The organism is Trinickia sp., from assembly GCF_051953405.1.
Taxonomy (GTDB): domain Bacteria; phylum Pseudomonadota; class Gammaproteobacteria; order Burkholderiales; family Burkholderiaceae; genus Trinickia.
Genome location: NZ_JBQCIV010000115.1, coordinates 43,498 through 62,011, shown reverse-complemented (window position 1 = coordinate 62,011; position 18,514 = coordinate 43,498). Strand labels below are relative to the sequence as shown.

At 61.5% G+C, this 18,514-nt stretch carries 16 protein-coding genes; 10 read left to right on the top strand and 6 right to left on the bottom strand.

Annotated features, from left to right (window positions below; genetic code table 11):
- Positions 1-33 precede the first annotated feature (33 nt).
- The 3 genes from ACTHN9_RS19905 to ACTHN9_RS19895 all read right to left on the bottom strand — a co-directional run bounded on the left by ACTHN9_RS19905 (position 34) and on the right by ACTHN9_RS19895 (position 4,959).
- Entirely contained in the window at positions 34-594 is a 561-nt protein-coding gene (locus tag ACTHN9_RS19905) for a hypothetical protein (RefSeq protein ID WP_440538494.1), read from the bottom strand.
- A gap of 101 nt (positions 595-695) precedes the next feature.
- Positions 696-1,706, bottom strand: coding sequence for a hopanoid-associated sugar epimerase (hpnA, locus tag ACTHN9_RS19900; protein ID WP_440538493.1), 1,011 nt, complete (start codon positions 1,704-1,706; stop codon positions 696-698).
- Between the two features lie 76 nt (positions 1,707-1,782).
- Positions 1,783-4,959: a sensor domain-containing protein gene (locus ACTHN9_RS19895; protein ID WP_440538492.1), complete on the bottom strand. Its 3,177-nt coding sequence runs from the start codon at positions 4,957-4,959 to the stop codon at positions 1,783-1,785.
- A 164-nt stretch (positions 4,960-5,123) separates the two neighbouring features.
- Between ACTHN9_RS19895 and ACTHN9_RS19890 the strand changes: the two genes are divergently transcribed.
- A complete protein-coding gene (locus tag ACTHN9_RS19890) occupies positions 5,124-5,420 on the top strand; it encodes an acylphosphatase (protein WP_440538491.1) in 297 nt (98 codons plus the stop codon).
- 85 nt (positions 5,421-5,505) lie between these two features.
- Positions 5,506-6,405: an EamA family transporter RarD gene (gene rarD, locus ACTHN9_RS19885; protein WP_440538490.1), complete on the top strand. Its 900-nt coding sequence runs from the start codon at positions 5,506-5,508 to the stop codon at positions 6,403-6,405.
- Here rarD and ACTHN9_RS19880 read toward each other — a convergent pair.
- From ACTHN9_RS19880 to ACTHN9_RS19870, 3 genes are all read right to left on the bottom strand, one after another.
- Positions 6,402-6,941: an Mpo1 family 2-hydroxy fatty acid dioxygenase gene (locus ACTHN9_RS19880; RefSeq protein ID WP_440538489.1), complete on the bottom strand. Its 540-nt coding sequence runs from the start codon at positions 6,939-6,941 to the stop codon at positions 6,402-6,404. The two genes, rarD and ACTHN9_RS19880, sit on opposite strands and share 4 nt — an antisense overlap.
- Positions 6,942-7,086: 145 nt before the next feature.
- Positions 7,087-7,353, bottom strand: a complete 267-nt coding sequence (locus ACTHN9_RS19875; protein WP_440538488.1) for a hypothetical protein — start codon at positions 7,351-7,353, stop codon at positions 7,087-7,089.
- On the bottom strand, positions 7,346-8,095 hold the full coding sequence (locus tag ACTHN9_RS19870) for a DNA/RNA non-specific endonuclease (protein WP_440538487.1): 750 nt from the start codon (positions 8,093-8,095) through the stop codon (positions 7,346-7,348). The genes ACTHN9_RS19875 and ACTHN9_RS19870 overlap by 8 nt, the downstream gene beginning before the upstream one ends.
- Positions 8,096-8,778: 683 nt before the next feature.
- Here ACTHN9_RS19870 and ACTHN9_RS19865 point away from each other — a divergent pair.
- The 8 genes from ACTHN9_RS19865 to ACTHN9_RS19830 all read left to right on the top strand — a co-directional run bounded on the left by ACTHN9_RS19865 (position 8,779) and on the right by ACTHN9_RS19830 (position 18,507).
- Positions 8,779-9,354 carry a helix-turn-helix domain-containing protein gene (locus ACTHN9_RS19865; protein WP_440538486.1) on the top strand — a complete coding sequence of 192 codons (576 nt, stop codon included), beginning with the start codon at positions 8,779-8,781 and terminating at the stop codon, positions 9,352-9,354.
- A gap of 363 nt (positions 9,355-9,717) precedes the next feature.
- Positions 9,718-12,417, top strand: a complete 2,700-nt coding sequence (locus ACTHN9_RS19860; RefSeq protein WP_440538485.1) for a TonB-dependent receptor — start codon at positions 9,718-9,720, stop codon at positions 12,415-12,417.
- 231 nt (positions 12,418-12,648) lie between these two features.
- The gene (locus ACTHN9_RS19855; RefSeq protein ID WP_440538484.1) at positions 12,649-13,344 is read left to right on the top strand and encodes an energy transducer TonB; all 696 of its coding nucleotides are present in this window, start codon (positions 12,649-12,651) and stop codon (positions 13,342-13,344) included.
- A gap of 98 nt (positions 13,345-13,442) precedes the next feature.
- A complete protein-coding gene (locus ACTHN9_RS19850; RefSeq protein ID WP_440538483.1) occupies positions 13,443-14,357 on the top strand; it encodes a MotA/TolQ/ExbB proton channel family protein in 915 nt (304 codons plus the stop codon).
- Positions 14,358-14,385: 28 nt separating this feature from the next.
- Positions 14,386-14,808 carry an ExbD/TolR family protein gene (locus tag ACTHN9_RS19845; RefSeq protein WP_440538482.1) on the top strand — a complete coding sequence of 141 codons (423 nt, stop codon included), beginning with the start codon at positions 14,386-14,388 and terminating at the stop codon, positions 14,806-14,808.
- A gap of 66 nt (positions 14,809-14,874) precedes the next feature.
- Complete coding sequence (locus ACTHN9_RS19840; RefSeq protein ID WP_440538481.1) at positions 14,875-15,303, top strand: ExbD/TolR family protein; 429 nt, start codon at positions 14,875-14,877, stop codon at positions 15,301-15,303.
- 10 nt (positions 15,304-15,313) lie between these two features.
- Positions 15,314-16,519, top strand: a complete 1,206-nt coding sequence (locus ACTHN9_RS19835; RefSeq protein WP_440538480.1) for a tetratricopeptide repeat protein — start codon at positions 15,314-15,316, stop codon at positions 16,517-16,519.
- Between the two features lie 140 nt (positions 16,520-16,659).
- A complete protein-coding gene (locus ACTHN9_RS19830) occupies positions 16,660-18,507 on the top strand; it encodes an extracellular solute-binding protein (protein WP_440538479.1) in 1,848 nt (615 codons plus the stop codon).
- Positions 18,508-18,514 lie beyond the last annotated feature (7 nt).

The following is an 18,514-nucleotide window of genomic DNA, read 5'->3' as shown; positions in this document are numbered from 1 at the left end:
CGGCGGACGCGCCGTCGACCGTCCGCCCGAACCCTACCGCTGCGTCAGCATCATATATAGCTGCACAGCCGCCTCGGGCGAAAACGTGAACGGCACCCACCCGTGGCCCGTATGCCGGGCGATCAGCAGCCGATCGCCGTTCGCGTGCTTTTGCATCGCCATGACGGGATTTTTCGTGGAAGCGAAACGCCAGCCCGTCGGGAGCGTCATCGGTGGTTCCGGCGTCATCGAGGCGCGCGCGTTGGCCAGTTCCTCGATCAACTGACCGATTTGCTCAGGATGCAGCGTGACCGTTTGCTCGCCGATGCTCAGCGTCAGTGCGTTGTGCGACGGACGCGCCACGCGCAATGTAGGCTTCTCGTCGGCCGGTGCGGCCGCAGCGTTAGCCGCTGCCTCAGCCGCAGCCGATGCTGCCTCGGCCTCGGCCGTGGCCGTAGCGTGGGCCGTTTGCAGCGCTTCGTATGCTTGCCGCGCTTCCAACGCGCGAGCGCGCTCGGCCTCCGCGCGCTCGGCGGCGGCTTGCGCGAGCCGGACGAGTTCGCCGAGCCGATCGACTTGCGCGTCGATCGCACCGATCTGTTCTTCCAGGTTCATGCCGGGGTATTTCAATCAAAGAGACGCGATTCTACCGGCTGCGCGTCGCCCGCATCCGCGATGGAGGCGGGCAAGGTTGTAACAAAATGCAGCGGGGCGGATCAGCCGCGCAAGTAGCCGGCTTCGCGGAACCATTGCAGCGCATCGCGCAACCCGTCGAGATAGGGCCGCGCGCGGTAGCCGAGGTCGCGTTCGGCCTTCGCCGACGTGAAATACATCTTGTTCTTCGACATCTTGAGCCCGTCCACCGTCACGAACGGTTCGCGCTTCGTCAGCTTGGCCACGCATTCGGCACCCACCGCCAGCGGGTAGAGCGGCCAGCGCGGCAAGCTGATTGTCGGCGGCTTGCGGCCTGTTTCTCGGGCGATGTCGGCCAGCATCCGTTGCAGCGGCAGATTCTCGCCGCCGAGAATGTAGCGCTCGCCGATCTGCCCGCGTTCAAGCGCCAGCAGATGGCCCTGCGCGACATCGTCGACATGCACGAGATTCAAACCGGTATCGACAAAGGCAGGAATCTTGCCGAGCGCCGCCTCGACGATGATCCGCCCAGTCGGCGTGGGCCGCACGTCGCGCGGGCCGATCGGCGTGGAAGGATTGACGATGACGGCCGGTAGCCGTTCGCGTTCGATCATCCGCTCCACGGCACGCTCGGCCAGCACCTTGCTGCGTTTGTACACGCCGATCGCTTGCTCGGCCGTCAGCGGCGATGTTTCGTCGGCGACACGGCCTTCGCTCGTGACTTTCAGCGTCGCCACGCTGCTCGTGTACACGATGCGCTCGACGCCTTCCGCCAACGCGGCGCGCATCGTCGCTTCGGTGCCTTCGAGATTGGCGCGCTCGATTTCCGAAGGATCCGGCGCCCACAGGCGATAGTCGGCCGCCACATGAAAGAGGTATCGCACGCCGCGTAGGGCGACGCGCATCGATGCTTCGTCGCGCATATCGCCGACGACGATTTCGGCGTCGAGCGCTTCGACGTTCTTGCGTGGGCTCGTAGCGCGAACCAATACGCGCACGCGCATGCCGCGCGCAAGCGCGGCCCTGGCGACGGCGGAGCCGACAAAGCCCGATGCGCCCGTGACGAGCACGAGGTCGCCTGAAGATTCGGTCATGGTGTGGCGCTGATGCGTTCGTTGCGATGATGCGGCGAGATTGTACTTGTTCTTGTGGTGCCCGCCGCTCGGCCGATCAGCTATACGCGAGCGTTCCTTCGTTGAAATGCCGGATAAACGCGTGTGCGTCGGCGGCCGGCATCGGGCGGGCGAAGCGGTAGCCCTGCACGACGCTGCAACCGTGCCGACGTAAGAATGCGAGCTGGGTCTCGGTCTCGACGCCTTCCGCAACGACCTTGAACCCAAGCGCTCGGCCAAGCGACAGAATCGCACGCGTAATGACTTCGTCTTCGCGATGCCGGCCGATACCCGACACGAACGACATATCGAGCTTCAGCCGCTCCGCATGAAAGTTGCGGATGTACGACAAACTCGAATAACCCGTGCCGAAATCGTCGATGGCCAAATCGATGTCCATCGCACGCAACGCGCGCAGCACGTCGAGCGCGCCGACGGTCATCAATGCGCCCTCGGTGATCTCGAGTTCGAGCAGGCGCGGCGAAAGCCGAGCGCGCATGAGTGCGCGCTGAACCACGCGCAAAATGTCGCCGCGCGCAAATTGCCGCGGCGATAGATTGACGGACATCCGCAGTCCGGGCAGCGTCTGCTGCCATATCTGCGCTTGGAAACACGCCTGCTGCATGACCCATTCGCCGATCGGCACGATAAGACCGTTTTCTTCCGCGATCGGAATAAAGGTGCCGGGACTGACCGGGCCGAGTTCCGTGTCGGTCCATCGAAGCAATGCTTCGACACCGGTCACGCGATTCGATTGAAGATCGACCTGGGGCTGATACTCGAGGCGGAATTCGCCATTGGCGAGTGCGGCCCGCATGCGACGCGACAGGGCGAGACGTTCGTCGGCGCTGTGGCCCAGCTCCGGCGTGAACCGCTGCAGCATGTTGCGTCCGTTCGACTTGGCGCGATACATGGCGAGATCGGCGCGGCGCAGCAGCGTCTCGGGATCGGTACCGTCCGTCGGAAAGCACGCCACGCCGATGCTCGTCTCGACATGAAACTCGGTGTCGTCGATCCATACCGGCCGCGCGAAGGCATGCGACATGCGTGCGAGTACGTCGGTCAGGCGATCTTCGTGCGCGCCTTCGCAAACGACCATCACGAACTCGTCGCCGCCGTAGCGCGCGACCGTATCGGCCTCGCTGACACAACCGGCCAGTCTCGCGCCGATTTCTCGCAACAAGCGATCGCCGATGCCATGCCCCAGGCTGTCGTTGACGTCCTTGAAATGGTCGATGTCCAGGAAGACGACGGCGACGCGCGTGCCGTCGCGCTCGGCATCGCGTATCGCTTGAACGAGGCGTTCGCCGAGCCGATAGCGGTTGGGCAACTCTGTCAGCGAATCGAAATTGGCCTGGCGGGACAGCAAGTCGCGTGACTGAACCAATTCGGTGACGTCGTTCACGACGCTGATGTGGTGCGTCACGTGGCCGTGATCGTCGCGCACGGGTGCAATGTAAAGCTGATTCCAGACGACGGTGCCGTCGCGCCGGTAATTGCGCAGCAACGTGGTGACTTCGCTTTCGTCCGCCAACGCGCGGCGAATCGCTTCGATGCCTTCTTGGTCGGGTGCGTCGCCATGCAGGATGCGGAAATCCATGCCTTTGACGTCTTCGACGGAATAGCCCGTGATGCGTTCGAAGGCCGGGTTCGTGTATTCGATCAAGTCGCCGTCTTCGGTCACGCGCGTGATCATGACGGCGTTCACGATCGCATCGAGCGCGCGGCTGCGCAACCGAAGCGCGAGATCGACCCCTTTGCGCTCGGTCACATCCTCATAGGTGGCGAGCAGGCCCATGACTTCGCCGTGCGTATTGCGCAGCGGCACCTTCGTCTTGCGCAGCCATCGCCAGGCGCCGTTCGCGGCGGGGGAGAATTCTTCGTAGTTCGCGAGCGGTTGACCGGTTTGAATGACTTCGCGATCGCGCATCCGCGCGTTGGGCGCCACCGCGCGCCAGGGTAGATCCTCATCGCTGAGGCCGATGATATGCGACGCATCGGCCAGGCCGACGTCTTGGGCGAACGCTCGATTGCAGCCGAGGTAACGCGATTCCGTGTCCTTCCAGAAGATGCGTTGCGGGACACTGTCGATGACCGCTTCGAGCATCTGCTTCGATTCTTGCAGCGCTTCTTTCGCGCACTCTTTTTCGGTGACGTCGATCGCAACGACGAAGCACGCCCGTCGATTCGCGTAAGTCATAAAGTGATAGGACGGTTCCACGAAAAAGCGCGAGCCGTCTTTGCGCACGTGGGTGCGCATGTACGATGCACCGCTTGCTGCGAATCTGCTCGCGCCGTCTTTCGAAGCCACGGCGGCGGCTAACTCGACGAAGCCTGCGATGAACGCTTCGGAATCTTCCGGCGGTCGCAGTGCCGCGATCGACATTCCCGCCAGCTCTTCGCGTTCGTATCCATATTGCCGTACCGCGGCGCGGTTGATCGCCGCGATGGTGAGCGTTTCGACGTCGTAGATCAGCATCGGCAATGGATGCTCTTCGAAGTACTCGCGAAAACGCGCCTCGCCTTCCTCGGAGGAGATGCGTGCGCGAGCGCGTTCGAGACCGAGGCGATGGTTGGCCAGGAAGCCGTAGACGAGGAACACGAACGCGCTAGCGACGGCGGCCGCGAACGCGACGCGCTCGGATGTGTCGCGGCGCGCGATGCTGCGCGTGCGCGAATCGCCGGAGAGGCCTTGCGCGGCATCGATGCTGCGCAAGCCGACGGCGACGCGGTGCCGGCTGTCTTCAACCGAGAGCAGGGTGTCGCGCGACAACAAGACGTATGAGCCCTCGGGCTGCTCGCCCAGTGCGGTCTGTGCGATGCTGCGCTGCCACTCCTGCGTTGCGGTGCGCAACTCGTCGATGGCGGCGGCGCGCGCGGACGACGGTCCGAGTACGCGCGTCAACGTATCGAGCATCCGATCCGCGCGCTGGATGCGCGCGGCGGGCCAGGGCACAGCGTGCGAGTCCGGATCGGACACGAGGTGCAGAAAATCCGCGTCCACATCGGCGTACAGGCTTTCCAATGCTTCGACGTTGTCACGGATTTGTAACGTGCGTGCCATCTTCGCGTCGTCCAGCTCGCGGGCCGCAAAGATTTGGCTCGCCCCGAATGCGACGATACCGACCGCGATCGCGCAGACGGCGACGGTCAGGATGGTGGTGCTGTGTTCATCCAGCCAGTTCTTCAGGGGGGTATTGCGAGCGACGCGTTCGGTGCGATTCTGTAGCGCCACTGTTAGGTCTCCTCTCGCCAATTGAGCTGTCGCGCATACGCAATCACAGTATTTAACGACCGGCATCGGGACTTTCTTTAGCCCAAACATCGCAAGCCGCAAAAAACGGTTTCGAACAGGCGATTACAATGCGCAGATCGACGTAATGGCGGTGGAGAGGAGCAATGGAAGGGCCGGATCTGGACAAGCGGGTGGAGACTTACTACGTGCGTGTGCGCGGCGTGGTGCAAGGCGTGGGCTTTAGGCATGCGACCTTGAGGCAGGCGCACGCGCTGGGTATCACGGGTTGGGTGGCCAACGTCGCCGACGGCTCGGTCGAAGCGATGCTGCAAGGGCCGGCCAATCAGATCGACCGGATGCTCGAATGGATGCGGCGCGGACCGCCTTCGGCTCGCGTGACGGATCTCGTCAGTGAAGAGCGGCATGTCGATAAGCGCTTCGTTCGCTTCGAACAACATTGAATACCGATTACGATATCGGTTTTTTTTGCCGGCATCGCAAAAGAAAACGTTTGGCGTTCGGCGCCGACACACCATCCTGGCATCGATGAATCGACATGAAACGGGGCGTGGCATTGCGCTTTCAATCACTGCTACGACGGTGTTTGCGCTGTTATCCGTGTATACCCGGATCTTGCGTCCGCTCGATGGGTTGGACATTTTTGCATGGCGTATCGTCTGGACCGTGCCGGGCGCGTTATTGCTGGTCGCGATGCGAGGGCGGTGGGGCGAATTGACCGCGCTCGCGCGCACGTCGGCGCGCGCGCCGGTTAGAGGACTCATGCTGTTGACGGCGAGCGCATTGCTCGGTACGCAGCTTTGGCTGTTTATGTGGGCACCGCTGCATGGTCGCTTGCTCGAGGTGTCGCTCGGGTATTTCTTGCTGCCGTTGTCGATGGTGCTAGTGGGCCGCTTCTACTATCGCGAGCAACTTGCCCCGTTGCAATGGCTGGCCGTCGGGTTCGCCGTGCTCGGCGTGGCACACGAATTATGGGCGACGCATGCGTTTTCCTGGCCGACGCTCGTGGTTGCGCTAGGCTACCCCCCTTACTTCGTTTTGCGCCGCAAACTAGGCGGCGATTCCCTCGCGACCTTCGCGTTGGAAATCATGCTGTTGCTCCCTGTCGCGGTGGCGGCGATCGCGGTGAGCCCCGGTGCGCAAGCCGCGCTGCAACGGCCGTTGCTGTGGGGCGTATTGCTGCCGGGCCTCGGTGCGTTGAGTACCGTCGCGTTGGCGAGTTATCTGGCGGCGAGTCGATTGTTGCCGATGGCGTTGTTCGGGATACTCGGCTACGTCGAGCCCGTGCTGCTCGTGCTGTTTTCGGTCGCCTTGCTGGGGGAAACGTTAACGGCGGAGCAGATCGCGACCTATGCGCCGATCTGGATGGCCGTGGCGATCACGGCTGTGCACAGCGTGCTGCTGTTGCGCGAACAACGAAGGCTTTAAATCGGCTGATGCCGATCGTGCTGACTATCGCGCAGCGCGGCGGCTCGGCGCTCGACTGAATCGCGCAGTGCGCGGCGCCAGCCGAAGCCGAAGAGGATTTCGGCGAGCACGAACAGCGGGCCGATGACGAGGCCGATCACGTCGTCGGCGAAAGCAGGCTTGCGATGCTCGTAAGCCATATGTCCCACGAATTGGAAGATCCACCCGACGATGAAGAGCGCCGCGCCGCAGCCCGCCCAAATCGGCGTGGATCGATGCGCGAGCCATGCGCCGGCGGTGAGACAGGCCGCCGAGAACACCGCCATGACTAGTCCCAGCGCGACATCGAGCGCGACATAGTAAACCGTGGCGCAGCCGAACAGCAGGAGGGCCGGCGACAGGGCTAGCGGGACGGAAGTCAGGCTCCACTGCGGCCGGCTCAGCAAGATCGCCAATGCCAGCACGATCATCGGAATGCCCACGAAGTGCGTGATGATATTGCGCCGGTCTCGGTGGTAGGACGCATATTGCGCGAGTTGGTCGGTCAACGTTTTCATGCGAGCGATCCTTTTGCCGGCGGGCGTGTCGCTACTCCCTATTGCCCTATTGCCCTATTGAGCGACGAATCCTCGAACCATCGCATGCGCGCGCCCTTTCTTCAAGCGATTGAACGTATCGTTCGCATAAAAGCGCGGCCCGCCTTTAAAGAAACGGATTGTCGACGTGGCCTTGGGCGGCGGGTGGCTCGTCCTTCGAGCCGTCGGGTAGTGCTTTTTCACGCTCGAGCGTTGCGACGATGTCGTCCACCGCCTGCTTGAGTGCGCGCGCCGCTTTCAGGCCTTGCTTGTCCTTGCCGATCTTGAGGGCGCCCGCGATGAGGATTTGGGTCGTGCCGTTCGATATCGTCAGCGCGTCGCCTTCGATGCTCAATACGTCGTCGTCGCTTTCGAATGCATGGAAATCAGACACCTTTGAGTCCTCCGATACGTTGATCTTTCAGTGCCTCCGGAATGCCGGGGAAGCGCAAGCCGCTCATCGTTTCGAGTTCGTGCACGGTCTTCACATCGTAGCGGTTCGTCGCCGTGTTATCGACAACGATTGCGAATGCTTTGTTCGCGCCGGGGACGTACACGACTTTGTAGAGCTGCGTGGGCACGAATACCCCGGTCGGGCCGATCGTGCGCAGCGATTGTCCCGCGAAAAGCGGGCCCGTGACGACATAAGCCTCGCCGTAGCGGAGGGCGATCTTGCGCACCGACGACTCGATGCGCGCCCACAGATGCTCGTTGTTGTCGCGATCCTGGGGGACGACGTTCGCCAGCGTGAACGATTGCGCCATCGCTTCGCCGTTCCAACGGTCGCCGGCCGGACTCATGTGTCCGCGATCGAAGCCGCTGCGTTTGTAGTCGGCGAGCGTGGCGCCGTCGCCTGGCGGGAGCGCGGTTTCTTCGAAGAACTTATTCGTGCGTACTTGCTGTTTGGCCGCGCTTAGATGGGCGCGTGTCAGATATTCGGCGGACCACAACGGGCCATGCGTCAACCCGGAGTGCAGGACCACGAAATCGGAATAGCACAGCACGTGGGTTTTCGGGGCTAGCTTTGGGTTGGCGAGAATGGGGAACTGCGCGTTTGGGACGAACTGCGAGCAGGCGGGGGTAGCGGCGGCGTGGGTACTGGCAGCAATCAGTAAAGCGGCGAACAGCTTCTTCATGGGAACGGCAATTGGGGCTCGTAACGGGGGGCGCAAAGTATAGCCGCGAAGAAGTCGCACAAAGCGTCGCGTTGCGCGCGTAGCGATCGGTTGCGCTCTCAGCAAGCCTCGGTTCGGCAAAGAGCCTAAGGGCAGCTCGTCGCTACCGCAGATTCGGATGTTGCTGCGCTGCAGCTAGAAAGTGCAGCTCCTATCCTGACAAATACATTAACTACAGCACCAAGAAGAATTGAAATATAAATACAACAGTAAGAAAAACGAAAGATATGCGGTTAACAAAGTTAGATGAACCTCTCTAAAGAAGCGTGCTCCGGTAGCGGATTTCATCGTGTTACCGTCATAGCATGCACCTTGTTTGGTCCGTCGATTCCGGTTGCAATCTGGTGCTCTCGGTTGCAACCTGAGTTGCAATGCCGAGATGTTCGCCCAATTGTCCGGCGGTTCTTCGTGGCTAAATTCCCATACGCAAGCGGCAATTAGTGGCACTCGATCATTCCCGCGAAGGTTGCACCATGGGTTTTCCCGCATCGACGAAACCGCAGCTTCCCGCGGTACCGTACGCGAGGCCTGCCGTTGTCGGCACCGTGACGGTGCATTAATGAAGGAATCGGCATCGGGTAAACCTTGGGTAAACGTAATTTGCTTCTATCAAACAATTTTTGACGGCCGGTTTGTGTCCTGATATGGTTCCGCACACTGAAGATAAGACGAGCGCTGCTCTTGTGCTAGGCAGCAAAATTAGGGCGCTTCGCAAAAGGCTCCAACGCACACTCGACGAAACGGCAACGGCTGCCGGCATATCGAAGCCGTTCCTTTCGCAAGTTGAGCGAGGGCTGGCCACGCCATCCATTACGTCATTGGCAGGGATTGCGAGAGCGTTAGGAGTGACGGTGCAGTATTTCGTCGATACACCGACGGAAGCGAAGTCGGTGCGGCGTGTGGGTGAGTTGCAGTTCTTTGGTTTCGCCGATTCGGCTAGCCTTTTCGCCCGGCTAACCAATGTATCGGGTGAGCGGCAACTTGATGCGATTCTCGTCAGGTTGCCTGCGGGCCAGCCGCCGTCGGAAGTGACCACGCATGCAGGGGAGGAGTTCTTGTATGTGTTGCGCGGAGAAATATCGCTGAGCCTTGAGGGTACGACTTTCGTATTGAATGCCGGAGATAGCGCGCACTACGAATCGACGGTCCCGCACGCTTGGGCCAATACGGCCAGCGACGAGACCGTGCTTGTTTGGGTCGGAACGCCACGATTGTTTTGATTTGCCATTGTTTATCTTTTTGTGGGTGCTGGTCTTAGCATGACAGTTAGGAATCCTAATTTCATGACTGTAGGTGCGTGAGCAGTAGCCGAGCGAGGCTCGCCGCCTCGTCGCGGCAGAGATCGTGCGCTTGCATGCCGATCATTGGTTCGCAAGCGGAATGCGGACGTTACGATTTAGGACTACTAAACAATCCGTTCGATTGACTTTTGCGAAGCCAAAGCGATCGAGGTCGCGCATTTTTGACGCAGTGCAAGAACGAGGCAGTCAACAGGGGGCGGTGCAGGGGTGCGCCGCAGGCGAGAAGGTGCGCCAGGCCTTCTCGCAGAACAACTTGGCGATATCGACGAGAGAAAGGGAAAAATGAAACTAACGGCTCTAGGATCAGCCATACGCAAAATTGTGTGGGCTGAGGTAGCGTTGACCGCGGCATTGGGTACGTCGGTCGCCTTCGCGCAAAGTCAGCCGGCCGCGGCGCCGGCGAGTGCATCGGGAACGGCTGCCGCGGCGGCGCCCTCGGGAGCTACGGGCACGGCGGACAATGCCAAGGGAAACGTGCAGAAACTGCAGCGTTTCGAAGTGACGGGTTCGTTGATCAGAAGCTCGGATAAAGTCGGTTTCAATCAAGTTCAAACTGTTACGGCCAAGGACATCGAAAAGAGCGGTGCGGCGACGGTTGCCGACTTTCTGCGCAATACGTCAGCCAACTCGGCCAATAGCTGGAGCGAAGGCCAAACGGGGAACTTCGCGGCCGGCGCGGCCGGTATGGCGTTGCGCGGCCTCAGCGAAAAGTACACCCTCGTCCTGGTCGACGGGCAGCGCGTCGCCCCGTTCGCAGCCTTTTCGAATACGGTCGATTCGTTCTTCGACTTGAACACCTTGCCGCTGAACGACATCGAGCGCATCGAAATCGTGAAAACCGGCGCGGTGTCGCAATACGGTTCCGATGCGATCGGCGGCGTCGTCAATATCATCACGAAGCACAACTTCCACGGCTTGCAACTCGACGGCAGCTACGGCAGCGCGCTCAACGGCGGCGACGGTGAAGGCACCACGAAGTTCGGCATCCTGGGCGGCTTCGGCAACTTGAACAGCGACCGTTTCAATGTGACGGCAGCTGCCAGCGTGTATAAGGCGAACGGCTTCACGATGGCCGATCGCGATTCGACGCGCAATGAAGACTACACGGGGCGTCCGGGCGGCTATTCCGTCCTTGCGCCGTCCTATTGGAATATGTCCGATGGCAGCGCGCAAGCTTTGGGCCCATGCCCGTATGGCAGCACGGTGCAACCGGCTGCGCTGAACGGGCAGCTGCCTAAAACCGCCGGAACGGTTTGCGGATTGAATACGGCCTCAGGGGTTTCGATTCTCCCGCAGACGCAGCGTCTCAACGCAAAGCTGCACGCAGACTTCAAAGTCAACGACACGACGACCGCGTTTGCGGATTTCCTCCTAAGTCGCAATCAAACCACCACGAACGATGGTGTTTGGGGCAATACCGTCGGTGCGCCGCAAACCCCGACCCTCTACTGGGATCCGCAGGCGCAGCAGCTCAATCCGTTCAACTTTACGGTTCCGACCAGCAATCCGTACAACCCGTTCCCGAAGGCGACGCCGCTGACGTACTCGTTCCCGGCTACGATCGCGGAAAAGACGGACTCGACGTACTGGCGTGCGGCCGCGGGCATCAAGGGTTCGTTCAACCTGCCATACGGCGACTGGGATTGGGCGACGTCCGTCAGCCATTCGCAAAGTGTGGTGTCGAATGTCTATACGAACCAGCTGAACGTTGCAGCCCTTAACAACATCTATCAGAACGGCACGTTCAACTTCTCGAATCCGTCGGCTACGCCGAACGGACTCAATGGGCTGTATCAGAACGCCAGCAACCTCGGCATCTCGAAGCTCGACACCGTTGACGCGACGATTTCGACGCCGAATCTGTTCCATCTGCCGGCTGGCGACGTGGGTCTTGGCTTCGGCGCGCAGTTCACCCACCAAAGCATTGCGTTGACGCCAGGCTCGGAATTCTCCAGCGGTGCAGTCGCGAACCCCAATCTGCAGACTGTGCTCGGTCAGCGCAACGTCGGCGCGGTCTACTATCAGGTGGACGTGCCTATCGTCCATAACTTGACGTTCAGCCAATCGGGCCGCTACGACCACTACAGTGACGTGGGTGGCGCATTCTCGCCGCGCTTCGCGTTGCGCTATCAACCGGTGCAAGCGCTCACGATGTATGCGTCGTACAACCGTGGCTTCCGTGCGCCGACGTTCGTCGAAGACAGCAAGTCGCAAGTGCTCGGTATTCAGATCAATAACGCCGGGCAAAATTACACCTCGATTACGACGGGTAACCCTGACCTGCATCCGGAGCGGACGCGCAACATCAACATCGGCTTCCAAATGTCGCCGACGCGCACGACCGATGTTGGGCTCGAGTGGTACAAGATTCGAGTCGATGGCGTAATCGGCCAGGGCGACCCATCGAAAACCGTTACGGATGCGAACGGCAATCCGCTGTACGTCTTTATCCCCTACGCGAATCTAGGTTATCTCGACACGAACGGCTTTGAGGGCACGGTTCGCCAAGCGCTGCCCACCTCGGTCGGTACCTTCACGTTGTCGGGCGACTGGGCGTACGTTAAAGCCTTTACCATCGGTTTTCCGGGTAGTTCGCCGGTCGACGGAGCGGGCAATAACTACACGCTTTCGCAGCCGTTCGGCGGCAGCTTCCCACGCTGGCGCGGCAACACCACGCTGGACTGGACGTATCACAAATTCGATGCGGCTCTGACGTGGCAATTCACGGGACCGTATGCGCAAAACCTGGCTAAGGCACCCGCGCCGTCCAAGGTTGGATCGTACAGTCAGTTCAACTTGATGGTCTCGTACACCGGCTTCAAGCACTGGACAATCTACGGCGGTGTCGACAACATCTTCAACCGCACGCCTCCGTACGATCCGGAGTTTGCGCGAGGCAGCATCAGCATCAACGGCTACGACCAGTCGCTGTATACGTATATCGGCCGCTTCGCCCAAATCGGTGCAACATATAAGTTCTAAAAACGCAAAAGAACTAGGTATCTCGAGCTAGCCAGTCGGTCCGCCGCCTTCACGCAAAGCGCCACGCTTTGCTAAAACATAGAAGGCGCCGCGCCAAGCGCGAAGGCGGCGGACCTGTTTTAAAGCTGTCGCAAGAAGTCCCTTGTGATCGGCCTCATCCCGCGGTCGTTGCACGACGAGCGCCGCAATCACGGAACAAGGCGATTCACGCCGGGAGGATCGAAGGTGGGTATGAAAGTGGAAGGACAATCGCCCGGAGCCGCAGCCGGGATGCAGTGGTCAGGTCGCCCACGCGAGTTCGGGCGCAAGCAGCAAAGTCCCGTCCGCCGGTTCGGCGGGATCGCAGTCGTCATCGTCTTGCACATCGTGCTGGTCTATGCGCTGCTGAACGGCCTCGCAACGAAGGTCGTGCACGTCATTCAGCATCCGATCGAAACCAAAATCATCGAGCCGGTGAAGCCGCCTCCGCCGCCGCCGTTGCCGCCCGTGCAACTGCCGCCGCCGAAGTTCGCGCCGCCGCCGCCGCCGTTCGTCCCGCCGCCCGAGGTGCCGGTGCAAGCGCCCCCGCAGGCCACCATTACGCACCAAGCAACGCCGGTGCAATCCGCGCCTGTCGTTGCGCCGCCGGTGCAGGCGCCGCCGAAACCCGTCGTCCATACGGAAGTGGGCGTGGTGTGCCCGAATTCGGATCAGATTCGCGGCTCGATCGCGTATCCGAAGGACGCACAGGAAAACGGCGACACGGGCGATGTGCTCATCGAATTCACGGTCGACCCGCAAGGCCACATCACGAACGAGAAGGTGGCGAAGTCGTCGGATCACGACAGCCTCGACGACGCAGCGTTCAAAGCGGTCAAGCGGTTCAACTGTATTGCGCAAGGTCAAGCCGTTCGGGTGCAGGTGCCGTTCTCGTTCAACCTCAACTAAATCGACGTTGAGTGTCGGACAACGACGGACATACGCACACGAGCAACAGCACAAACAAGTTTCACGAGTTCATCGATTGAACTGAACTGGAGCAGATTATGAAGAAGCGTTCCCTCGCCGCATTGGCTACCACCACGTTGATCGCCGTCGCGACGGCTACCACGGCCCTGCCGCAATTCGCCTTCGCGCAAGCCAGCGATACGGCCGCCACGACGGCCGCCACGGCAGCGGCCAGCACCACCGCCGCGCCGCAAGCCGCGACGCCCGCTGCCGACCAGCCGGTGCCGCCGCCGGCGCCCGCCGCCACCGAAACGGTCAACAACCCCTACGGCCTCGGCGCGCTGTGGAAGAACGGCGATTTCGTCGCACGCTTCGTGCTGATCTTGCTGGTCATCATGTCGATGGGCAGCTGGTACATCATGATCACGAAGTTCTTCGAACAATTCCGCGCGAACCGCCGCGCCAAGGCGGCCGACGAGCAACTGTGGACGGCACCGTCGCTCGCAGAAGGCGCCAAGCAGCTCGACGAATCGTCGCCGTTCCGCTTCATCGCCGAAACGGCGATCGAAGCCGGCGAGCATCATGACGAGGCGCTGCTCGAAGCGGTCGATCGCAACACCTGGATCGACGTCTCGGTCGAGCGTGCGATCACCAATGTGTCGAACCGCCTGCAAGACGGTCTGGCCTTCCTCGCCACGGTCGGTTCGACGGCGCCGTTCGTCGGCCTGTTCGGTACGGTGTGGGGGATCTATCACGCGCTGACGGCCATCGGTATCGCCGGTCAAGCATCGATCGATAAGGTTGCGGGCCCTGTCGGCGAAGCGCTGATCATGACGGCCATTGGTCTGGCCGTAGCGGTGCCGGCCGTGCTCGGCTACAACTTCCTCGTTCGCCGCAACAAGTCGGTGATGGAACGCGTGCGCGGCTTCGGTGCCCAACTGCACACGGTGTTGCTCGCAGGCGGCAAACGTCCGGCACGCGCAGCCACGCGCGCCGCGTCGCTCGTTCAGTAATCTCCCGTTCCGTTAAGCGAGGTCCACCATGGCCATGAGCGTTGGGGGCGAGGACGACGACGAAGTCATCGCCGCCATTAACACCACGCCGCTCGTCGACGTGATGCTCGTGCTGTTGATCATCTTTCTGATCACCATCCCGGTCGTCACGCATACGGTGCCGCTGCAGTTGCCCAAAGAAACGGTGCATCCGCTGCAAACGACACCGAAGAGCGTCGAAATCGCAGTCAACAAGGACGGCGATTTCTTTTGGAACGAAACGCACGTCGATGGCCCGACGCTGCTGACGAAGCTCAAGACGGTGTCCGCGATGCAGCCGCAACCGGAGATTCACGTGCGCGGCGATCAGAACACGCGCTATGAGTTCATCGGTCGCGTCATCACGGATTGCGAGCGCGCCGGCATTGCGAAGGTGTCGTTTATTACTGAGCCGCCGGCTCGCGGCGGTTAGGCGAGCTTGGCACGAGATCGGGGCGCGACGCGCTAGCGCCCGCTCCGATCGATAGGGGAATCGAATATGGGAATGAACGTATCCTCGGGTAACGGCGGCGAACCGGAAGTGATGGTCGACATCAACACGACGCCGCTGATCGACGTGATGCTCGTGCTGTTGATCATGCTGATCATCACGATTCCGATTCAAATGCACGCCGTGAAAATGAACTTGCCGGTCGGCAATCCGCCACCGCCGGCCGTTCAGCCGCAAGTCGTGCAGATCGACATCGATTTCGACGGCACCATGACGTGGAACGGCACGCCGATCCCGGACAGGGCGACGCTCGAGTCGAAGCTCGCGCAAGTCGCGGCCGAGCCGGTCCAAGACGAGATCCACCTGCGGCCGAACAAGCTCGTGCCGTACAAGGATGTCGCGGAAGTGATGGCGGCCGCGCAACGCGTCGGCGCGACGAAGATCGGTTTGATCGGCAACGAGCAGTACATGCAATAAGGAAGTGGCAATGCGAACGATCCATCGACGGTTCAAGCACGCCGCCCTTGCGGCGGCGAGCGCGGCATTCCTCGCACTCGCGGCGGCACCGGCCTCGAGCGTTGCGGCCGATACGCTTCGCCCCGAAGTGGGCAAGCCTTTGAACGACGCACAGACGCTCTACCGCGCCCACAATTACAAGGGCGCGCTCGGGAAGATCGCGCAAGCGGCCGCGGTGCCGAACAAGACGCCGTACGAAACGTACATGGTCGAGGAAATGCGCGGCGCCGCGGCGATGGCGGCCGGCGATACGGGCACGGCGGCGCAGGCGTACGAAGGCTTGCTCAGCGGCGGACAGCTCAAAGGCGAGGACGAGCAGCGCGTGACCGCGACGCTGGCCGGCGTCTATTTTCAGCAGCATAACTACGCGCGTGCCATCGCGGTCGCGCAGCGTTACCTGAAGGCCGGCGGCACCGATCCGCAAATGCGCACGCTGCTCGTGCAGTCGTACTATCTGTCGAACGATTGCGGCAACGTCGTGAAGCTGCTCAAGCCGACGATCGACGGCGACGTGCGCGCGGGCCGCACGCCCGACGAGTCGCAGCTGCAACTGCTGGGCACGTGCGCGCAGCGCGTCAAGGACGACGCGTCGTATCGCGGCGCGCTCGAAAAGCTCGTGGCCTATCACCCGAAGCAGTCGTATTGGGACGATCTCTTTACGGCAATTCGCAATAAGCCCGGCTATGCGTCCAGTCTCGACATCGACACGTACCGGTTGCGCCGCGCCACCGGTGCTTTGAGCAGCGTCGACGATTACATGGAGATGACGCAGCTCGCGATCGTCGCCGGCACGCCGGCCGAAGGCAAGCAGGTGATCGATCAAGGATTCTCGTCGGGGGTGCTCGGTCACGACGCGCAGGCCGAGCGCGAGAAACGTCTGCAAGCGCTCGCGGCCAAGCGTGCGGCAGCCGGCGTCGACAAGGCGAATCCGCCTGCACCGATCGACGAGGGCTTCAACCTTGTATTTGCCGGTAAGGCGCAACAAGGTCTTTCGATGATGGAAGCGGCGATCGCGAAGGGCGGGCTCGATCACCCCGATCACGCGCAACTCCATTTGGGTATCGCCTATTACATCGCCGGACAAAAGGCGCGCGCGGTGCAAGCGCTGCGCGCGGTGAAAGGCACCGACGGGTCGAGCGATTTGGCCCAGCTCTGGCTGCTGGTAGCGTCGAAGTGAGGCGGCGCTAGGGGGGGAGCAGGCCGTCGTGCGGCAGCGATGCCCGCGACGGCCCGTGCTTCGCGCTCTACCGCTCCGATGAATGGCGCGCCGGTCACGATCGGCGCGTGTCCACCCGCACTGGGAAGATGAGACCTTTAATGTTTCGCCTGGCGTTCGCGACGGCGTTCGGACTGGCGTTCGCCTTCGGCGCCCAGGCCCAGCCCGCGATCGCGCAATTCGGCCATTTAAAATACCCGCCGAATTTCACGCACTTCGATTATGCGGACCCCGATGCACCGAATACGGGAACGCTCAAGTTTCAGAATTACGATCAGTCGCAAAGCTACGATTCGCTCAACCCGTTCATCGTGCGCGGCCAGGCTGCGCCGGACGTCAGAAACCTGATGTTCGACACGCTGATGCAGCGGAGCTGGGACGAATTGGCCTCCGAATATCCGCTGATCGCCGACGATGTGGAAGTGGCGCCCGATGGGTTGTCGGCAACGTTCCACATCAATCCGAAGGCGCATTTCTCGAACGGCGACCCGATCACCGCGGCCGACGTCAAGTACTCGTTCGATACGCTCAAGAGTCAGCAGGCGTCGCCGACGATTTCGTCGCAGTTCTCGGAACTGAAGCGTGCGACGGTCATCGATCGTTCGACCGTGCGTTTCGACTTCTACGACAACTCGCGCGCCGCCCCGCTGATTGCGGGGGATCTCCCGGTGTTCTCGCCGAAATGGGGCGTGCAGCCGAACGGCAAGCGTTTGCCGTTCGATCAAATCGCTGTGGACCCGCCGATCGCGAGCGGCCCGTATCTGGTCGAGCAACGCAAGAACGATAAGCAAATCGTCTATCGTCGCGATCCGAACTATTGGGCGGCGAATTTGCCCTCGCGCCGCGGCATGTTCCATTTCGATCGGATCGTTTTCAAGCTGTATCTCGATCAATATACGAAGCTCGAGTCATTCAAGGCCGGCAACGACGACGTCGATCGCGAGTACAGCGCGACGCAATGGGCGCGCAAGTATGTCGGCAAGAACTTCGACAACGGGCTGCTCAAGAAGGAAACATTCCCGGATGGCCCGGCGCAGATGCAGGGCTTCATGATCAATACGCGCAAGCCGGAGTTTCAAGATCGTCGCGTGCGCCATGCGTTGGCCCTGGCATTCGACTACGACTGGATGAACCGGATGATGTTCTACGGCATCTATACGCGGTTGAACAGCTTCTGGGATGCGAGCCCGTTCGGCGCGACCGGCATGCCGAGCGAGCAGGAACTGAAGCTGCTCGAACCGTTCCGCTCGCAACTGCCGCCGGAGGTCTTCGGCCCGATGGTGCAGCAGCCCAGCACGAAGCCGCCGGGTTCGCTGCGCGCGAATTTGGTCAAAGCGCGCGAGCTGCTGGGCGAAGCGGGCTGGCACTATCGCGACGGCGCGCTGCGTAATGCCGCGGGCGAGCCGATGAAAATCGAGATCATGGACGACGAGCCGGGGTTCGACCGCCTGTTGATTCCTTACACGCAGGCGCTGCAAACGTTGGGTATCGACGCCCATATGCGCGAGATCGACAGCGCGCTGTATCAAAAGCGGCTGGATAGTTTCCAGTTCGATATGACCACGTACATTTATCCGCCCGTGACGATCCCGGGCATCGAACTGGAGCGCCGCTTCGGCAGCAAGGCAGCTTCGGAGGTCGGCTCGGAAAATTACCCCGGCATTCGTTCGAAGGCGGTCGATGCACTGATCCACGCGGCGGTATCCGCCGCGAATCTCGACGACCTCGAAGCGGCAACGCGCGCGCTCGACCGCGTGCTGATCAACGAGTATTACGTGGTGCCGCAGTATTACGAGCGCAATGTCCGGATCGCCTACAAGACGACGATCGGACACCCGCGCGTGGTTCCCGATACGTATCAATCCGAAGACTGGATCATCGATTACTGGTTCCCGCGGCCGCATGGCGCCACCGCCGTCAAGACCTCGGCATCCGCCGCGGCGCATTGAGTTGTCG

Bases quoted from the DNA above. Each gene is read 5' to 3' on its own strand.
- ACTHN9_RS19905 (WP_440538494.1), bottom strand. From the start codon at position 594: ATGAACCTGGAAGAACAGATCGGTGCGATCGACGCGCAAGTCGATCGG.
- hpnA (WP_440538493.1), bottom strand. From the start codon at position 1,706: ATGACCGAATCTTCAGGCGACCTCGTGCTCGTCACGGGCGCATCGGGC.
- ACTHN9_RS19890 (WP_440538491.1), top strand. From the start codon at position 5,124: ATGGAAGGGCCGGATCTGGACAAGCGGGTGGAGACTTACTACGTGCGT.
- rarD (WP_440538490.1), top strand. From the start codon at position 5,506: ATGAATCGACATGAAACGGGGCGTGGCATTGCGCTTTCAATCACTGCT.
- ACTHN9_RS19880 (WP_440538489.1), bottom strand. From the start codon at position 6,941: ATGAAAACGTTGACCGACCAACTCGCGCAATATGCGTCCTACCACCGA.
- ACTHN9_RS19870 (WP_440538487.1), bottom strand. From the start codon at position 8,095: ATGAAGAAGCTGTTCGCCGCTTTACTGATTGCTGCCAGTACCCACGCC.
- ACTHN9_RS19865 (WP_440538486.1), top strand. From the start codon at position 8,779: ATGGTTCCGCACACTGAAGATAAGACGAGCGCTGCTCTTGTGCTAGGC.
- ACTHN9_RS19860 (WP_440538485.1), top strand. From the start codon at position 9,718: ATGAAACTAACGGCTCTAGGATCAGCCATACGCAAAATTGTGTGGGCT.
- ACTHN9_RS19855 (WP_440538484.1), top strand. From the start codon at position 12,649: ATGAAAGTGGAAGGACAATCGCCCGGAGCCGCAGCCGGGATGCAGTGG.
- ACTHN9_RS19850 (WP_440538483.1), top strand. From the start codon at position 13,443: ATGAAGAAGCGTTCCCTCGCCGCATTGGCTACCACCACGTTGATCGCC.
- ACTHN9_RS19845 (WP_440538482.1), top strand. From the start codon at position 14,386: ATGGCCATGAGCGTTGGGGGCGAGGACGACGACGAAGTCATCGCCGCC.
- ACTHN9_RS19840 (WP_440538481.1), top strand. From the start codon at position 14,875: ATGGGAATGAACGTATCCTCGGGTAACGGCGGCGAACCGGAAGTGATG.
- ACTHN9_RS19835 (WP_440538480.1), top strand. From the start codon at position 15,314: ATGCGAACGATCCATCGACGGTTCAAGCACGCCGCCCTTGCGGCGGCG.
- ACTHN9_RS19830 (WP_440538479.1), top strand. From the start codon at position 16,660: ATGTTTCGCCTGGCGTTCGCGACGGCGTTCGGACTGGCGTTCGCCTTC.